Genomic DNA, 19,747 nt, shown 5'->3' on the forward strand with positions numbered 1-19,747 from the left:
GAGAATTTATGCACATAAAAAGAAAATTTGTACTGAATGATCTAAAAATAAAAAATGCTATTCTGAAAATGCGATATTGCTATATTTTTATCATATTTTGAGTTGGTTATTGTATTAACAACATAAAATAGCAATCGCCCTGATGTTACGATATTGTAAAGTATCACGACATCTCTAGGATAAATATTATGCAAAATGTGTTATTAACGTTATGGCCTTTATTTGCGTTAATTGCGCTAGGTGCAATTTTAAGAAGAAATAAAACGTTTGAGCCTGCTTTTTGGGTTGGTGCTGAAAAGCTAAATTACTTTTTACTTTTTCCTGCGTTACTGATCAATAGCCTAGCAAATGCACCTTTATCTGATCCTCAATTACCCCACCTTGCTGGGGCTATTTTTTCTGTGGTCATTATTATTACTTTGTTATGTACTGTATTGAAAAAAATCACAGGTTGGCTTGCAGGGCGTTTTGGTGCAATTGTTCAAGGCAATATTCGATTTAATACTTATTTAGGTTTAGCTATTGTTGCTGATTTATTTGGTGTTGAGGGATTAGGAATAGCGGCATTAATATTGGCAACTTTAGTTCCGCTATCAAATGTGACCTCGGTACTTTGTTTAACAGCTGGGCAAAATGTAACATTGCGTCAATTGGTATTACCTATTATTAAAAACCCTTTAATTATTTCTTGTGTCATAGGAATAGTGATCAATTTATCTGGAATAGGGCTTCCTTTTGGCAGTGATCAGTTTCTTAAGTTATTAGCTGCCACCAGTTTACCTTTAGGCTTAATTTGTATTGGTGCCGCATTACATCTATCAACGTTAAAAGCGGAAAGTAAAATGATTAGCATTAATACTGTGACTCGTTTACTTATCGTACCGATAATAGCATATGGTATTGCTTATCTTCTTGATTTATCACCATTAGTGACAATGCTTTTAGTTATTTTCTTTTCTATTCCTACTGCGCCTACTTCCTATATTTTAACTCGACAACTTGGCGGAGATTCTGAACTAATGGCGGGAATTATTACTTCTCAAACAATGTTTGCAGTAATTACATTGCCTATTGTATTAAGCTTGCTATCTGGGTGATTTTTTAAAATACTTATTTAAGTGAGATGTTCTTTATATTAAATCAAGCATGATTTTGTGGCGTTTTTTTATATTAAAATATTTTATTTTTTATTACATTTATTTTTCATTTATTTAAAATGGAAATAAAGGCTAACATGAAAATTTTAAATGCAAATATTAGTCAGGAAAAAATAAATAAATTATCAGATAACTCACCATCTGATGTAATGAGTATTTGGGGGAAAATAAAAGACTGGTTTGGGTTTAGTCAAGAAAAAAAAGTATTAACATTAATTCATAATATTTATTTTAGCGAAGAAACAACGACCTTAGAAAAAAATAGAGATTTCTTTCATTTAAAGAAACTCGCTGGAGAACAGTATAAAAGTAATTTTCAATATAAATCAAATAATGAATATATCTCTTATATTATTGATTTTAATGATGGGTTTATTGAGGCGAGCTGTGATATCACACCATTTATTAACGCTATAAAGAATGAACTCAACTTGGATTTAAAAAATTATAGTAGTGAAGAACTAGATGCATTTATTAATAATTATTATAAGTTATCTATATTAAGTAATGACATTAAAGATTATGAGGAAAAGTTTATTGCATTTAGAGCAATTCTTATGGAATGTATCAATGATAAAAAAATTCATCTTGACGAAAAAAGGTTTGCTCTAAATACCTTTGAAGCAAAAGAAACATTTAATGATAAATACGAATATTTGAAAGAAAATAGTAAAAAATACGTTGCCAATGTTGATGCTGAAAAATTAATCGATAATATATATAATTCTGCATATCAGCATAATTACGAAAAACTAAGAGATCAGGTAGCGAAAGATATATCAAGGTATGTTTTGAAATTCAATAATGAGAATATATCTGACATTGTTTTATTAGAAGATAAATTTAAATCATTAAATAATCAAGATACTATGATTATCTTTGAATTGCTCAATCAAGGTATTTTTCCAATAATAAAAGATTCATTTGAAAAATATGAGCCTATAGCTTCAATGTACTCACCTTTTACAGGAAAGACATCTATTAATATAGAAAATAAAGGTAACACATACATTATAACGGTCAACAATAAAAAAGAAATTATAGAATCTGATGTTGAAAAAGTGAGCCAACTATCAGGTGTTATTTTAAATGAGTTTGATTATAACTCTATGAATTTATATGTTGAAAATTTTGTTGATGCTCCTATGTCAAGGGAAAAAGTAGATACCGCATTAGCTGAATACACAAATGAAATTGTGAAAAGAATGGAAGATAGCATTGGCGATAAATTTAATTATAAACAAAATAGATTTGCTTTGCTGGAAGAAAGTATGAATATCAAATTTGAATTTAATCCTGAACTGATAAAAAAACTAACCATTTCTACTAATGAAAGTAAAGTTGAATATAGTTTATTAAAATCTTGATCTTGGGATAAAGAGAGCTTCTTGCTATGATGGCTATAAAATCAATAATAAGTAAAAGGCTCTTTTTATGTCACAACTTCATTACCTTGAAATTCAAAAGATTATTAATAAATTAAAACAACAATACCAAAGCGCCGTTGATGCTTTACGTAATGCAATTGTTGATTATGCACAAAATGGAACATTACCCGATGTAAAGCAAAGAGCAGAAGGGTTATTTGCTTATCCTCAATTAACGGTATATTGGTCTGGGGAAATAAAAACAGAAGATAAAACGAGAGCTTATGGACGTTTGTCTCGTTCTGGTACTTATTCCACCACTATTACTAATCCTGCTTTATTTGAAAATTATTTGTCAGAACAACTGCAACTTATTGCTGATGCCTATCATGCAACTTTTGAAGTCAGCGCCTCAAAACAAGAGATCCCTTATCCTTTTGTAATTGATGGAACTGGTATTGGTTTTGATAGAAAAATGAGTGCCTCTTTAGCAAAATACTTTCCAACAACTGATCTATCTAAAATTGGTGATGAAATTACCGATGGCTTAATTTGTGATAGGGAAATATTGCCACTTTCTCATTTTGATGCTTTACGTACTGATTTCTCACTGGCACGTTTAAAGCATTACACTGGTACATTGCCTGAAGATATTCAACCCTATATTTTATATACGAATTATAATCGTTATGTTGATGAATTCGTTCGTTGGGCATGTGATCAAGTTGCGGATAAAGATAGTCCATATTGCGCGCTTTCCTGTGCTGGGTTTCAACAAATTACAGCAGATACTGTTGATCCTGAAAAGTTAATATCAGATTTAACTTGGAAGAAATATCAAATGCCTGCCTATCATTTAATTGCTAAAGAAGGCCCCGGAATAACATTAGTTAATATTGGTGTTGGCCCTTCAAATGCAAAAACAATTTGTGACCACTTGGCGGTTTTACGGCCTCATGTTTGGTTAATGATTGGTCATTGTGGCGGATTACGTGAAAGCCAACAACTTGGCGATTATGTTTTAGCCCATGCTTATTTGCGTGATGACCATATTTTAGATGATGTTTTACCGCCTGATATTCCAATCCCAAATATTGCAGAAGTACAACGTGCACTTTATGACGCCACTAAAGCAGTCAGTGGAAAACCAGGGCATGAAATAAAACAAAGATTAAGAACAGGAACCGTTGTTACAACGGATGATCGCAATTGGGAATTACGTTTTTCGGTATCAGCAAGACGATTTAATTTAAGTCGTGCGGTTGCTGTTGATATGGAAAGTGCCACTATTGCTGCACAAGGCTATCGTTTCCGTGTCCCTTATGGCACATTATTATGTGTATCTGATAAACCATTACATGGTGAAATTAAATTACCTGGTCAGGCTAATCATTTCTATGAGGGCGCTGTATCAGAACATTTGCAAATTGGTATACAAGCTATCGAGTTACTTAAACAAGAAGAAAATAATTTGCACTCTCGAAAATTGAGAACATTTAATGAACCACCTTTCAGATAAATTGTAAGTAATAATAAATCCCAAATTATAATTAATTCAATAGTTTGGGATTTTTATTTGATTTTATCAAAAGTAAATTATTCAAAAATAAAATTTAAAAACGTAAATGGCGTGCTGCTTTTCTTAGTCGATCATCCCCACGTCTGTCATAACGCTGAGTTGTCATAATACTGGCATGACCCATTGCATCTTTTACAGTCACAATATCTTCGCCATTATCAAGCATTGCGGAAGCAAAAGTTCTTCGAAGATCATGAGGAGCAAATTTATCAATACCGCTTTCTTGCTGACGAGTTTCTAAAATATAGTAAATAGCTTGGTCTGTAATTCGTTCAGTTGTTACATCGTCAAAACGACGAATTCGAGTGAAAAGAGGGCCATCTTGAGTACCTCTTATTTCATCAATCCATAATTGAACTCGATCCCAAGTATCATCGGGCATATAAGATATTCTTTCTTTATTACCTTTACCTCTGACAAGAAAAGCTTGATCACGAAATTGAATATGCTCGTAATTAATAGCGACTATTTCTGAACGGCGTAATCCACACCCCAGTAGTACACTTAATATTGCAGCATCTCTTAAACCTTTCGATGAGTTGTCTTTTTCACAACTTTTAAATAAAGCACGAATTTCATGACTTGTTAATGCGCGACCTTTAGGTAATCGACTTCCTCTGACAGATTTAACTTGGCGGATATGCTGATAACTTTCAGTATCCATTTGTTTCATTGCCCATGCTTCTAAAGCAACACCTTTTAATGCAGCAAGATAAGTATTGATTGTGGCAGGGGCTTTATTGGCATCAGATAACATATCAATAATAGCTTGAATATGATGACGACGAAGCGCACCCCATTGGCAGTTTTTAAGAGAAGAAAAACCAATCATTTTGGCAACGATAGTTAAAAACGATCCCATGGTTTGACGACTGCGTTTCGATCCCAAACTCATTAAATAAGCCATTGCGGGATTTGTGTGAGATGGAGAGGTGAATGTTGCATTCAGATCTAATAATGCTTGTTTTTCAGGCAGCACTAGCGATGTTTCAGGTGTTAAATTCTGATCGTCATGGTGAAATTCCACTGTAATTTCCTTATTAAATCAACATAACCATGATGAATATTCTAACAGATCTAAAAAAGAAAAAAGCTACTTTTTCAAAGGATCATTTTAATAAGTAGAGTGGATCTTGTTTGTTTTACTATCAATTGGCGCATTAATTGAACATAGTTAGTGTAAATAGTAATCGAGTTGAATTGTCTCTAAAATTAAGAATAGATTTCTTTCAGAAAAAATGTAGGGAATAAGACAAACAATAGGAGATGAGCTAAGGTTTCGTACCCAAGATCTTCATTTTTTCTCTGTTTAAAAATAAGGAAGAAATTGGGTACGAAATAGAAAAATGACTATTTAAATTTACTCTTTATAAATAGCAACAACAGGTTTTCCATCATTACCGATTGTGCCACGGTACATACCTTCAGAATTAAAACTCATCGTATAGTTGCCTGACTTATCTAATACGATAACACCACCACTTCCATTAATAGCTTTGACTTCATCAAGTGCATTTTGTGCCGCTGTTTCTAAAGGTAGATTTTGATATTTAACTTGGGCAGCAATATTAAAGGCGGTTAATGTACGGATAAACATTTCACCAGAACCCGTTGCAGATACAGCAACTGTTTCATTATCGGCATAGTTACCTGCGCCAATAATAGGGGAGTCGCCTACTCGGCCATAGCGTTTATTAGTCATTCCGCCAGTTGAAGTTCCTGCTGCTAAATTACCATGTTGATCCAGAGCAACTGCACCTACTGTGCCATATTTATAATCGTACATCATCGGATCAACAAAAAGTGCAGCTGTTTTTCCATCATGATCTAAAACGACTTGTTCTTTTTCTATCGCTTTTTGGAGTTGTTGCCAGCGATTTTCGGTACGGAAATAAGAAGGGTCTACAATTGTCAGCCCTTGTTCTTTAGCAAAAACATCTGCGCCATTTGATACCATTAAAACATGAGGGCTTTTTTCCATTACTGCAATAGCTGCATTGATAGGATTTTTAACTGTAGTGACTCCAGCAACAGCACCGGCATTGCGTGTTTTTCCATCCATAATAGAAGCATCAAGTTCATTACGTCCATCATGGGTAAAAACGGCGCCTTTTCCTGCATTAAAGAGAGGCGAATCTTCCATTACGTTAATTGATTTTTGAACCGCTTCTATACTAGTGCCTCCGCTATTCAAAACAGCATATCCTGCGTTTAATGCTTCAGTCAGTTTTTCTTTATATTCTTTTTCTTGCTCAGGGGTGATAGTGTCTTTAGTAATTGTGCCTGCACCACCATGAATAACAAGGCGAATAGGGGATTGGGTATTAGCAAAAACAGAGGTAGCAAATAGAGTGCAGAGTGTCATTGTGGCGAGTTTATACTTTATATTATTCATATAACCCTTCTTATTTTAGATTAAAATTAATTTGATATTTTCATATATTTTCTTACTACTTTATTCCTAAGTTCTAATTAATTACGTAAGTTAGCTATAATAACTAACTGCAATAATCACTATATAAAAAGTTTAAGACATAAGTGGTCTGAACACTTGAATTTATTTCTGATTTGTCGATCTCGGTCATAGAGTGATTTTACTTTACGATTTATTTTATAAAATATTCAAATAGTTATGTTTTTTAGAGGTTATTTTTATATCAGAAGCAATATGTTAAGTAAGTAATAATATATTCAATTTAAAATTAATAATGCTATTTTTACTGATTATTTCCAGGTATTTAAAATAAGTGTTTAAAAATAGGATTAAATTAATTTATTTAATAAATTCAACCAGTTGCTATAGATGGTTACATTACAGTTAACTAATAATTAGTTATTTTATAAAAGAAAATAAAAAGACAAGTATCGTTTTAATATTGATAACAGATTGATAACCAGTTGTTATTGTTTCGTTTGTATTTGAATGTAATAAAAAGGTGTTTTTTATATACAATTTGTGTGCTTCTTCGAATAATCAAAAAGGGATAATGGATTCTGTGATAAAAGCACTACATTAATTTGAGTTAAGGCTCTATTATAATAACATAATATTTATAATTCATAAGGTTAGCTTTTAACATTTTATTTTTTTATTAGGTATGAGTTAGCTTTATTAATACAAATGAACTATTTTTAAATATAGATAAAATAAAAAATTAATCAGTTTTTACTATTTAACTATTTTCTGACATACAGCAGATAAACACATTTTGGGTATTATTTTATGGCTAAAGGAAGGTTAAATAATTTATATGAAAAATCAAAAAAAGAGTTGTTTTTTTGTTTACGGTATTATTCTTATCGCGATAATTGCTGCCGGTGTTTTTTGGTGGAAATCCCAAGCACCGACACTTCCTTCTGGATTTGCTCAAAGTAATGGGAGAATAGAAGCAACCGAAATTGATATATCAACAAAAAGTCCAGGAAGAATAGACTCTATTTTAGTGCAAGAAGGTGATTTTGTTAAAGCGGGTGAAGTTTTAGCCAACATGGATACTCGTACACTAAAAGAACAACTTCATGAAGTTCAAGCACAATTAAATCAAGCAAAAAGCAGTGTTGTTACTGCTCAATCTGCATTATCACAACGTAACAGCGAACAACTTGCTGCCCAAGCGGTGGTTCGTCAACGTATTGCTGAACTGGATGCAGCACAAAAAAGACTCAATCGTTCTCGGGCATTAGTAAAAACCAATGCTATTTCTATTCAACAATTAGATGATGATATCGCCAGAACTGAAGGAGCTAGAGCTGCCGTTGAAGCTGCCAAAGCGCAAGAAACGGCAACCGTAGCAGCTATTGAATCTGCAAAAGCGGGCATTATTCAAGCAAATACAAAAGTAGATGCCGCAACAGCAACCGAAAGACGCATCATGGCTGAATTAGATGACAGTATTTTAAAAGCCCCTCGTAATGGTCGTGTTCAATATCGTGTTGCTGAGCCAGGCGAAGTTTTAGGCGCTGGCGGTCGTGTGTTAAATATGGTTGATTTAAGTGATGTTTATATGACCTTCTTTTTACCAACTGAAGCGGCAGGTCAAGCAGCTTTAGGTAGTGACGTTCATATTATTTTAGATGCAGCCCCTCATATTGTTATTCCTGCAAAAACGACTTATGTCGCTAGTGTTGCTCAATTTACGCCAAAAACAGTTGAAACGGATAATGAAAGACTGAAATTGATGTTTCGTGTAAGAGCGAGAATTTCACCTGAGTTACTTGAAAAACATCTTGAATATGTAAAAACCGGATTACCAGGTCGTGCTTATATTCGATTAGATAACAATCAATCTTGGCCAACTGATTTAGAGGTGAAATTACCACAATGAGTCAAACAATGAGAACGCAAAGTCATTCTCATATCATTGAATTGACTCATGTATCCCAACATTATGGCGATACCAAAGCACTTGATGATGTGACATTGACTATTCCAGCAGGAAAAATGGTCGGCCTAATAGGCCCTGACGGTGTAGGTAAATCGAGTTTAATTTCTCTTATCTCAGGAGCCAGAGAGATTCAAACAGGGCAAGTCATTGTTTTAAATGGTGATATGAATGATGTTGAACATCGAAGGGCTGTTTGTCCCCGTATTGCTTATATGCCACAAGGATTAGGTAAAAACCTTTATCACACACTTTCTGTTTTTGAAAACGTTGATTTTTTTGGCCGTCTATTTGGTCAATCAAAACAAGAACGAGCAGAGCGTATAAACGACTTACTTGAAAGTACGGGTCTAGCGCCGTTTCGTGACAGACCAGCAGGTAAACTTTCTGGTGGGATGAAACAGAAACTGGGTTTATGTTGTGCATTAATTCATGATCCTGAATTACTTATTCTAGATGAACCGACAACAGGGGTTGACCCTTTATCTCGTGCTCAATTTTGGGAGTTAATTAATCGTATCCGTAAACGTCAAACAAACATGAGCGTGTTAGTTGCGACTGCTTACATGGAAGAGGCTGAGCGCTTTGATTGGCTGGTTGCTATGGATGCTGGAAAAGTTTTAGCAACAGGTCATGCCAATGAATTAAAAGCACAAACTCATACGGATGAATTAGAAGCCGCTTTTATTGAGTTGTTACCTGAAGAAAAGAAAAAGAATCATCAAAAAGTAATTATTCCTCCTAGAGATAAAAGCGACGATGATGTGATTGCCATTGAAGCTAAAGATCTAACCATGCGTTTTGGTCAATTTGTTGCGGTTGATCATGTGAGCTTTCGTATTCCTAAAGGCGAAATTTTTGGATTTTTGGGATCAAATGGTTGTGGTAAATCAACCACAATGAAAATGCTGACGGGATTATTAGAAGCTAGTGAGGGACGAGCTTGGTTATTTGGTCAAGAAGTTGATCCTAAAGATATCGAAACTCGTCGTCGAGTGGGGTATATGTCGCAAGCCTTTTCACTTTATAGTGAATTAACTGTACGACAAAATCTAGAATTACATGCCAAACTTTTCCATATTCCTGAAGAAGAAATTCCTCTACAAGTTAAGGCGATGAGTGAGCGTTTTAATTTAACCGATGTTGAAGATGTCCTTCCTGATGGTTTGCCATTAGGTATTCGCCAACGTTTATCCCTTGCAGTCGCAGTTATTCATAAACCTGAGATGTTGATACTGGATGAACCAACCTCAGGGGTTGACCCTATTGCTCGAGATATGTTCTGGAACTTGATGGTTGACTTATCAAGACGTGACGGTGTCACTATTTTTATTTCAACCCATTTCATGAATGAAGCCGCACGCTGTGACCGAATGTCACTTATGCATGCGGGTAAAGTTTTAGTCACTGATACTCCGAGTAATTTAGTCAAAAATAGTCAATTTGATACCCTTGAAGAAGTCTTCATTGATTATCTTAAGAAGGCATCGGGTGAACAGGAAAATCCTGAACTTAATGAAAAAACACTACAACTTCCCACATCTAGCGATGAAAGTGCAGAAAAAGCCTTAAAGCAACGATTTAGCCTACGACGTTTATTTAGCTATAGTATTCGTGAAGGGATGGAGTTGCGCCGCGATCCTGTGCGTCTAACACTGGCGTTATTAGGAACGGTTATTCTCATGTTTATTATGGGATATGGAATTAGCATGGACGTTGAAAACTTACGCTTTGGTATTATGGATAGAGACCAAACGGGTTTAAGTCAAGCATATAGCCAAAATCTGTCAGGTTCTCGTTATTTTATTGAAAAAGCACCAATCACTGATTATGACCAACTTGAACGTCGGCTACGTAGTGGCGATATCACTGTTGCTATTGAAATTCCGCCTAACTTTGCCCGTGATGTTGCAAAGGGAAATACTGTAAAAATAGGCGTTTGGATAGATGGTGCGATGCCAAATCGAGCTGAAACAGTACGTGGTTATATTCAGGCAATGCACTTAACATGGATGCTTGATATGGCAATGCGTCAACCAACAAACGTGGTTGATAAATTATCACCAATTAATATCGAAACACGTTATCGTTATAATCCTGATGTAAAAAGCTTACCTGCTATTGTACCGGCTGTTATCCCACTTTTATTAATGATGATCCCTGCAATGTTAAGTGCATTGAGTGTGGTACGTGAAAAAGAGCTGGGTTCTATTATTAATCTTTATGTTACACCTGTTACCAAGGCTGAGTTTTTATTAGGTAAACAATTTCCTTATATCTTATTGGGAATGTTTAACTTTTTTATGCTCTGTGCGCTTTCAGTCTTTGTATTTGGCGTCAGTTTTAAAGGCAGTATGCTTACGCTCTCTTTAGGGGCATTGCTCTATATTACGATCGCAACAGGGATGGGGTTATTAATCTCTTGTTTCATGAAAAGTCAGATTGCCGCTATTTTTGGTACTTCAATTATTACCTTAATTCCAGCAACACAATTTTCAGGAATGATTGACCCTGTTTCATCATTAGAAGGCATTGGTAAATGGATAGGGCATATTTATCCGACTTCTCATTTCTTAACTATCGCAAGAGGGACTTTTTCTAAAGGATTAAACCTTTTTGATTTGCCTTGGTCTTTTATTCCTTTGCTTATTACTATCCCTATTGTAATTGGGCTAAGTGTCTTTTTCTTGAAAAAGCAGGAGGCTTAAATGTGGCACACAATGCAAAATGTATTTAACTTAGGTATAAAAGAGCTACGAAGCCTCTCACGTGATAAGGCCATGCTGGCATTAATTGTGTTTGCTTTTACCGTATCGATTTATTCATCTGCAACGGTAACACCAGGTTCATTACACCATGCACCGATTGCGGTTGCTGATCAGGATAAATCACAATTATCTGCACGTATTGTAAATAGTTTTTATATGCCTTATTTTTTGCCACCTGCAGATATCACTCCTGAGCAAATAGATGGTTTGTTAGACCGAGGCGCTTATACGTTTGCATTAGATATTCCACCTAATTTTCAGCGCGATCTTTTAGCGGGTCGTAAACCGGAAATACAAGTTAATATCGATGCAACACGAATGAGCCAAGCGTTTTTAGGTAATAGTTATATACAAAATATTGTAATGGGAGAGGCGAAAACCTTTTTAGCCAAAAACAGAACCAATGACCCATTACCTGTTGATTTAGAAGTAAGAATGAGCTTTAACCCTAACCTAACACAATCTTGGTTTGGCTCTGTGATGGCAATTATCAATAATATCACTATGTTATCAATAGTATTAACAGGAGCCGCATTAATAAGGGAGCGAGAGCACGGAACCATTGAACATTTACTGGTTATGCCTGTAACTCCGTTTGAAATCATGCTTTCTAAGATATGGTCAATGGGTTTGGTTGTACTATTGGCATCGGTAATGTCGTTAGTCTTAGTGGTAAAAACCTTGCTTAATGTACCTATTGAAGGCTCGGTTTTACTGTTTATGTGTGGTGTTGCTTTAAGCTTATTTGCGACAACTTCTATTGGTATTTTCTTAGGTACAATGGCGCGTTCAATGCCACAATTTGGTTTATTGATGATTATGGTTTTACTACCATTAAATATGCTATCTGGTGGTATGACATCACGAGAAAGTATGCCTCAGTTTGTACAAGATGTAATGCAAACAATGCCAACAACACACTTCGTGAGTTTAGCTCAGGCTATTTTATATCGTGGTGCTGATTTCTCTATTGTGTGGCCTCAATTTATTGTCTTAATTGTTATTGGGTCGGTATTTTTCTCATTAGCCTTATTACGTTTTAGAAAAACCATTTCGGCTATGGCCTAATAAATTTTAAATATTAATCGATAATTTAACCTATTCTCTTCTATTATTAAATATAGAAGTGGATAGGTTTTTTATTAATTAAATCATCTCCACTTGGTGTTTTTACTTAATTATGGGGTTTTAATAATTAATATTTACAAGGGTAAATAATATATTTAAGGTAAGACATTAAGTAAAGCTCATTAGTAAATAACCTTACCCATTATAAAAATAATGAAATTAATATATTTTTATCGATTACTTTAAAAATATTTAAATAAGGTTGGTTTTATGAAGGTAATAAGAATATTTAAAGTTGCAATAAGAGAAAGTAAATTTAATAAAGAAGAGCAAATTGGTATAGATATAATGGATATTAAGCCAATTAGAGATAAATTATATTTACCTCACTCTGTAAATGCTTGGTACACCACAACACTTAATGAACCGATGACTTTTATTCAACTTCCTACAGCGACATCCGGCTCTCAAATTTTACTTCATATCACTCAAGGTTCAGGTGCAAATCAAGTGACTTTTGTTGATGGTGTATTATGGCCTTTAGGTCGTAAACCTCTATTGTCATGGGATAAAAATGCTATTGATATGATCCAGTTTATTGCACTTAACGGGAAATGGATGGGGCGATTTATTGGGGGAGGTATGCATGTATCAGAATGATAATTTAATGTCTGTATATAATTTGTTATTTGGTCATCAACGATTCTTAGATAATAATACTGGTTTAACAATGGATAGAAATAAACAACATTTTGTCTTTAATCTTGATGGTGTTTTATCAAATAATAGACACACAATAGGATATACACGTTTAGAATCACAGCCTAATGGAGATGCAACAACAGAAGGTCAATCTTTACAAATATTGGGTTATCTTTATGTATATAAGGCAACAAAGGATAAATATTGGTTAGATAAAGCAATTTGGTGCTTTGATGCCTATATTAAATATTTCTATCAAGATCAAACAATTCCCGACCCTCCTCATAATAGATGGTTAAGCCAATGGATTATTAATGGTAAAGAGCCCACATTATCTAATTGGCCAATTAATTTTGATGAACCAACTAATTCAGGATTTATTGATACTGAAATTATGTTTGTTGATGGAATATGTCAAATACCCCATGGCACGCCTTATTGGGGAGAATACCTTGATATAGTGACACAAGCCTATCGTGGAGTATTATCTTATTCAAATATAAATGCCAGAGTTGTCGGAATTAATAATGATGGAAGTATTAATTGGAGTAAAAAGGGTGAATCCGTTGAATTAGCATGGTTGATTGATTTATACGGACGAAAAATTGATAAGCAAGGTTATGTATTAGAAGAAAATGCGATTGAACCCAAAGGCTATGTAAAAATGGCATCGCCAATTAATGGATTATGGAAATTGTGTCATGCAAATATTCAACCTGTAGAGAAAGGTGGCTTTCTGATAAAACGAAATATGGCATGGCATAATAGACCTCTTAATATTCCTATTATTGATAAACAGAACTATGGGAATGCTGCTGATGCAGAAGAGTGGTTTTTAGAGGCAAGTTATACATTATGGAAAATAACGAATGAACACCGTTATTGGTTAGCTTGGCGAAATAGCGCATTAATGTGCATGAGATATGCAAATATTGATTCTAATGATAAGTTCTTCAGACAATCTACTACTGAATTAAGTCCGTTTACTGACGGGATCTCCTATGAATATCATTACCCCAAAAATCGCCAAATTACTCTTGATAGGAATAAACAGGGATTTATCAGAATAAAAACGGATGGAAATGCTACGGTGACTTTAGAGCAGCAAAGTATTTCTAAGAAAATTGATAAAAACTCTAAAATAACCATTAATGTAGGAGGAGTGGATAAAAATAAAGCCCCATTAAACGTCAGAATTAATATGGGTATTATTCCGCAAAAGAACAGTCATGCTGTGAAAAATTGGTTTTTGTCACTACCTCATACTTATACAAATAATAACGTAATAAAATATGAATTCAGTGTGAGTTCGTTTATTCAAAAAAATGAAGATATTGAATACCTTACTGTTAATGATGTAGGGTATGTTGAACTTGGTGAAGATATCAAAACCTCATTTGAGTTTGAGGATAATGTTGTTGATGGTCGTTCAGCTGTTGTACAACATGTGGAACTTAAAAATAGCAGTAAAATGATGGTGGGTTTTTGGTTAACAGAAGAAGAAAAAACGATTCCGACATCATTTACGTATAAATTGAATAGAAATAAATGGGAAATCATTATTTATGATGCTGAATTTTGGCGCTGGCACTGGATATTACCTGCAACAGGAGGCAAATGGTCTACTATTCAGCTAACACCTGAATCTCTTGCATTAACGACTTACCAACCTTATTACTCAGATGACGAAATTAAGCCTAATTATCCAAAATTACAAGCTGTATCTAGCGTTACTCTTGCTATAAATGAAGCTGAAAAAGAGAATAGCTCCGAACTTACTTGGTATTGCTTTAACGATATTCCCATTCATTTTAATGATCTTGATGGTTGGACGCATAAATTTTCAATAACCCTATCAGGTGATGATAGTTTTGAAGGACTTATTGGTGATTGTGATATTAGCTATAACGATCTCAATAAACTTGCTTATACCCCCGGAATTATTCCTTTTTCCAATAATTCTACAAAAGATTCCTCTCAATTCGATTCATGGCGTGGATTACCTTATCCTGGCTATCAACATCCTTTTATTTATATCCATGAAGAAAATGCACAAACCCATTTAGAAAATATGTGTCAGTTTTTGTTTGATGCCCAAAAGGCTTATGAAGAGAAGTTTAAGGTGAAAGGACCTGTTGCTATGGCCTATGTTTGGGATCGCTGGGATAACATTGAGTATGGTGAGGCAGATACCTTTATTTTTAATCACTGGGGGAGTGATGCTTGGGCAGGTTATCAACCTAGGGCTTTTGCTTCAGCAGCTAGAGCGTGGTATGAATTAGCTTTATGTGAAAAAAATATTCCTGAAAATCTTATTCAATTTACAAATAATTGGGTTGCTTATCTTATTCATTTTTTCGAAAAAGTAGGTGGATTTCCTTGCGAATTTCCTGCGGATTCTCCACCACCAGAAAAGCGAGATTTTGTTGGTCATATGACAGGATTGTGGCTATGTGGCCTTTGTTTTGCAGCAATGTCTGGGTGTAAAAACAGTAAATTAAATTGGATTATTGAAAAATCAGTTACTGAACTTATTGAACATTATCAAATTGTGTCTCCAACAAGTCCCATGAATGGAAGTTGGTCCCCAGCTGTAAGAGTCGGGAGTGATAATGGTATGTTCTATGGTTTTTGGTCTGGTGAGATCTTACGAGGATTAGGTATGTATATTTTATATAAACAAGAAAACTGATTAATTAATAGATTAACTTTACCCATCCTCTAATAATGTCAGTCATGGCATAAATCGATAACCGATCCCTGTTTCTGTTATTAAGTGTACAGGACATGTGGGGTCGGTTTCTAATTTTTGACGCAAATGCCCCATATAAATACGTAAATAATGGCTATGCTCGACAAAGTTAGGTCCCCAAACATGTTGCATTAAATGTCGTTGAGTAAGCACTTTACCACTGTTATTAACCAGTTCACTCAGTAAGCGAAATTCTGTTGGTGTTAAATGAACCTGTTCATTTTGGCGTGTGACAATGCGATTAACCCAATCGATAGTAATATCACCAAAGGTAAATTGTGTGTTTTCAGTTTCTTGTTTTACAAAACGACGTAGTGAAGCCCTTACTCTGGCAAGTAGTTCACTAATGCCAAAAGGTTTCGTTAGATAATCATCAGCTCCAGCATCAAGTGCGTTTACTTTATCTTGTTCACCATCTCTTGCAGAAAGGACGATCACCGGCGTACTACTCCATTGGCGAAAATCTTGAATAAAATAGAGTCCGTCTTTATCTGGTAAACCGAGATCAAGAATAACCAAATCAGGTTTTCTTGATGCCGCTTCAATTAACCCTCGTTGACATTCAGAAGCCTCATAAACACGAAAACCTTCGTTCTCTAATGCTAGCCGAACAAAGCGTAAGATCTCTTTTTCATCTTCAACAATTAAAATGTTATATGGAGTCACTGTTTTATTTCAATCTCATCAATATCAGGGAGTGATTTTAAAGGTAAAACAAAGTGGAAACTTGCTCCACCTTTTTTATTGTTTTCAGCCCAAATTTCACCTTCATGTAAGCGAATAATCGCATTGCAAATCGCTAAACCTAATCCAACGCCAGGAATAGCCGATTCTTTTACTGCGCGTGAAAATTTATTGAAAATAAGCTGTAGCTGATCACTGGGAATACCATGACCTTCATCCCAAATTTCAACATGAATTTTTGTTTCTTCTGTGTAGGATTTTATGCCTAACTTCGTGTTTGATGCTGTGTATTTAACCGCATTTTCTAGCAAATTAGTGATAACTCGTTCAATTAAATTGCTATCACAGTAAAGCAATAGCTCGGCTGAAATATCAATTTGTAATGGATGCTTATCTAGTAAATAAGAGAGTGAACGAATGGCACTTCCTGTAATTTCTTGTAGTGAGTTCCATTGTAAATTGACATGGAATCCACCTGATTGGAACCGAGCCATATCCAGTAAGTTATTGACTAATCGTGAAGTTGTGAGAATTTGCTGTCGAATTTGGTTCACTTGCTCAGTGTGTGATGAACCTTCGGCACTTAAATCTAGAAGTAAAATCTCAGATTGACCAAAAAGCACAGTAAGAGGGGTTTTTAAATCATGAGAAAGAGCCGCTAAGAGGGCATTTCGTAATTGTTCTCGTTCTATATTAATTCGTGATTGTTCGGCTATTTCTGCCTGTTGTAATCGCTCAAGTGCATTGGCAATCAGTCCATTAAACGTTTGTAATAACTGTTGTTGTTCAGGAATAAGTAGCTGGCGAAGATTATTGGGTTCAATGGCTAAAATAGCCAAAACTTGTTGAGATGCCGTAATAGGGTGTAATTGATAAGGCACACTTGGAAGCGTATCTGTGCCTGCGCCAGCAATCTGGTCTTTGTCATAACACCAACGCGCAATTGCATTATCAAGAGGTAAATGCCCCATTCCTTGAGCATGAAAAGGAGTTAATTCGTCTTGTTTATTGGGAACAAGTAAACAAACTTTGGCGTCAAATGCACTTGATAGAAAATGATAACTTGTCTGAGCTATTTCTTGTAACGTTACAGCGCGACTAAGTTCTCTAGTCATTTCAAATAAATGGCGAGTGCGTTGTTCTCGATAACGTGCAACTCGTGTTTGATAACGCATACCTGCGGTTAAATTTCCCACTACTAGCCCAACAATAAGCATTACAGTAAATGTAATTAAATACTGCATATCTAAGACAGCGAGAGAAAAGTGAGGCTGTACAAAGAATAGGTCAAAGCTAATAACATTAATTAATGCGGCAAAAATGGAAGGGCGGCGGCCAAAAAAGAGCGCGATTAATACAACACCCAATAAATAAAGTGTGACTAAATTGGCCTTATCAAGTGCTAATAGAAAAGTACGAGAAAATAAAGTTATTACTAAACATAATCCAATGGCTGTGAGATAACCTTTTAGATTTTGTCGCCATTTATCATTTTGCAGTTGTGGTATTTTAGTTTTGTAACGAAGCTCCTCATCACTAAGTGCAACGCTGATAACATGGAGGTCGGGAGCGTATCGCGCTAATTTTTCAGCAAAACGCATACGTATCCAACGTTTTAGCCACTGCCACTTTTGATAAGTGCGCTGTCCAATAATGACTTTTCCTAAATTATGCTCTCTAGCATAACGGATCACCGCTTTTTCTGCATGATTGTCGGAGAGGATCGCGGTTCTTGCACCAAGATGTTGGGCCAGCTTTAATGAATGTAAAATTGCTCGGCGTTTATGTTCTCCAATTTGGTGAAGTTTAGGTGTTTCAACATAAATGGCATGCCATTGGCAACCAAAAGCAGCCGCATAACGTGCCGCTGTACGAACTAATTTATCATTACCACCATGAGCCCCCAGGCAAACCATTAAACTATCTGTAGTGTGCCAGACTGGGGCTGTTCCTTGACTATCACGAAATTCTTTAACTTGTGTATCAACACGATCGGCCATACGGCGTAAAGCTAATTCACGCAAGGCAATTAAATTACCTTTACGAAAAAAGTGTTCTATTGCACGCTCGGCTTGTCCTGCAATATACACTTTGCCTTCGTGTAATCGCTGTTGTAAATCGTCAGGTGGTAAATCCACCATAACTACTTCATCGGCACTATCAAAAATATAGTCAGGGATTGTTTCTTGAACTCGAATGCCGGTAATACTACCAACAATATCATTAAGACTTTCAATATGTTGTACATTTATCGTAGCAAGAACATCAATACCTGCATCCAATAACTCTTCAATATCTTGCCAGCGTTTAGGATGTCGGCATTTATGAGGATTACTAAATGCTAATTCATCCATTAAGATCACCGCAGGGTGCCTTGCTAAAGCGGCATCTAAATCAAATGCCGTTAATTTTCTACCATGATAATGAATACGTTGTGGTGGCAATACCGGCAATCCACTTAATAATGCTGCAGTTTCTTGGCGTTGATGTGTTTCAACCACGCCAACAATAATATCTATACCTTGCTGGTGGAGGCGTTGAGCTTCTTGCAACATGGCGTAGGTTTTCCCTACGCCAGCACAAGCACCAAAAAATATTTTTAAACGCCCACGAGTTGTTGTTCGCGTTGAAGCGAGTAAATCATCAGGAGAAGGGCGTTGCCATTGTTGATCGTGTTCCATTCTATTGAATACTCGCTTTCTGTTGTTTTTCAGCACTTAATTTATCAAGTGCTTGATTCAGCATAAATACATTCACAACAGGCTCTCCCATAAATGACATTAATGGAGATATCGTGTTGTTTTTTATTAATTGTTCTATTTCATTTTTTGAAAATTGACGTAACTGTGCAATATTTTCAACTTGGTAATAGGCTGCTTGTAATGAAATATGTGGATCAAGCCCACTTCCTGATGCAGTTACTAAATCCACGGGTACTATATGATGATTACCAACGTTTTTTTGCCATGTTTGAACACGTTTTACGATTTCATTTAGTAATAAAGGATTAGAAACTGCCAATTGGCTAGCACCTGATGCCATACTGTTATAAGGCATTTCTGTAGTCATTGAAGGACGGCTTTTAAAATAATCGGTTCGATTAAATTGTTGACCAATTAATTCAGAGCCAATGAGCGTGTTATCTTGATAAATAAGAGAACCCTTCGCTTGCCATGGGAATATTAAGTTAGCTAATCCCGTTACTAAAAGAGGATAGGCCAGCCCTGTTATTAGTGTAAGTAATAATAACATTACTAATGATGAACGAAATAGAGGCATATATAACTC

Annotated in this window: 13 protein-coding genes; 8 read left to right on the forward strand and 5 right to left on the reverse strand. The window is 35.2% G+C overall.

Going from position 1 to position 19,747, the window contains the following annotated elements:
* Positions 1–188 precede the first annotated feature (188 nt).
* From DK866_RS06095 to DK866_RS06105, 3 genes are all read left to right on the forward strand, one after another.
* Positions 189–1,097 (forward strand): AEC family transporter, encoded by a 909-nt coding sequence (locus DK866_RS06095; RefSeq protein WP_109408147.1) that lies wholly within the window; start codon positions 189–191, stop codon positions 1,095–1,097.
* Positions 1,098–1,234: 137 nt separating this feature from the next.
* A complete protein-coding gene (locus DK866_RS06100) occupies positions 1,235–2,524 on the forward strand; it encodes a hypothetical protein (RefSeq protein ID WP_109408148.1) in 1,290 nt (429 codons plus the stop codon).
* A gap of 67 nt (positions 2,525–2,591) precedes the next feature.
* Positions 2,592–4,043 carry an AMP nucleosidase gene (locus tag DK866_RS06105; protein ID WP_109408149.1) on the forward strand — a complete coding sequence of 484 codons (1,452 nt, stop codon included), beginning with the start codon at positions 2,592–2,594 and terminating at the stop codon, positions 4,041–4,043.
* 94 nt (positions 4,044–4,137) lie between these two features.
* Here the strand turns inward: DK866_RS06105 and DK866_RS06110 are convergent, their stop codons facing one another.
* Together DK866_RS06110 and DK866_RS06115 are read right to left on the reverse strand one after the other, a co-directional pair.
* Positions 4,138–5,130, reverse strand: coding sequence for a tyrosine-type recombinase/integrase (locus tag DK866_RS06110; protein WP_109408150.1), 993 nt, complete (start codon positions 5,128–5,130; stop codon positions 4,138–4,140).
* 333 nt (positions 5,131–5,463) lie between these two features.
* On the reverse strand, positions 5,464–6,498 hold the full coding sequence (locus DK866_RS06115; RefSeq protein WP_109408151.1) for an isoaspartyl peptidase/L-asparaginase family protein: 1,035 nt from the start codon (positions 6,496–6,498) through the stop codon (positions 5,464–5,466).
* 856 nt (positions 6,499–7,354) lie between these two features.
* Here DK866_RS06115 and DK866_RS06120 point away from each other — a divergent pair.
* From DK866_RS06120 to DK866_RS06140, 5 genes are all read left to right on the forward strand, one after another.
* On the forward strand, positions 7,355–8,428 hold the full coding sequence (locus tag DK866_RS06120) for an HlyD family secretion protein (RefSeq protein ID WP_109408152.1): 1,074 nt from the start codon (positions 7,355–7,357) through the stop codon (positions 8,426–8,428).
* An 8-nt stretch (positions 8,429–8,436) separates the two neighbouring features.
* Entirely contained in the window at positions 8,437–11,193 is a 2,757-nt protein-coding gene (rbbA, locus tag DK866_RS06125) for a ribosome-associated ATPase/putative transporter RbbA (RefSeq protein WP_208624172.1), read from the forward strand.
* Positions 11,194–12,321 (forward strand): ABC transporter permease, encoded by a 1,128-nt coding sequence (locus DK866_RS06130; protein WP_109408154.1) that lies wholly within the window; start codon positions 11,194–11,196, stop codon positions 12,319–12,321. It begins immediately after the preceding gene.
* 270 nt (positions 12,322–12,591) lie between these two features.
* Complete coding sequence (locus tag DK866_RS06135) at positions 12,592–12,981, forward strand: hypothetical protein (protein ID WP_109408155.1); 390 nt, start codon at positions 12,592–12,594, stop codon at positions 12,979–12,981.
* A complete protein-coding gene (locus DK866_RS06140; protein WP_109408156.1) occupies positions 12,968–15,715 on the forward strand; it encodes a phage tail protein in 2,748 nt (915 codons plus the stop codon). Before DK866_RS06135 ends, DK866_RS06140 begins: the two co-directional genes overlap by 14 nt.
* A 42-nt stretch (positions 15,716–15,757) precedes the next feature.
* Here the strand turns inward: DK866_RS06140 and kdpE are convergent, their stop codons facing one another.
* From kdpE to kdpC, 3 genes are read right to left on the reverse strand one after another with little or no spacing between them, the layout of a single operon-like run.
* Entirely contained in the window at positions 15,758–16,441 is a 684-nt protein-coding gene (gene kdpE, locus DK866_RS06145; protein WP_109408157.1) for a two-component system response regulator KdpE, read from the reverse strand.
* Positions 16,438–19,140: a two-component system sensor histidine kinase KdpD gene (kdpD, locus tag DK866_RS06150; RefSeq protein WP_109408158.1), complete on the reverse strand. Its 2,703-nt coding sequence runs from the start codon at positions 19,138–19,140 to the stop codon at positions 16,438–16,440. The genes kdpE and kdpD overlap by 4 nt, the downstream gene beginning before the upstream one ends.
* A gap of 1 nt (position 19,141) precedes the next feature.
* Complete coding sequence (kdpC, locus tag DK866_RS06155) at positions 19,142–19,738, reverse strand: potassium-transporting ATPase subunit KdpC (protein WP_109408159.1); 597 nt, start codon at positions 19,736–19,738, stop codon at positions 19,142–19,144.
* Positions 19,739–19,747 lie beyond the last annotated feature (9 nt).

Origin of the sequence: Proteus genomosp. 4 str. ATCC 51469 (assembly GCF_003144375.1) — a bacterium.
In the GTDB taxonomy this organism is placed as follows: domain Bacteria; phylum Pseudomonadota; class Gammaproteobacteria; order Enterobacterales; family Enterobacteriaceae; genus Proteus.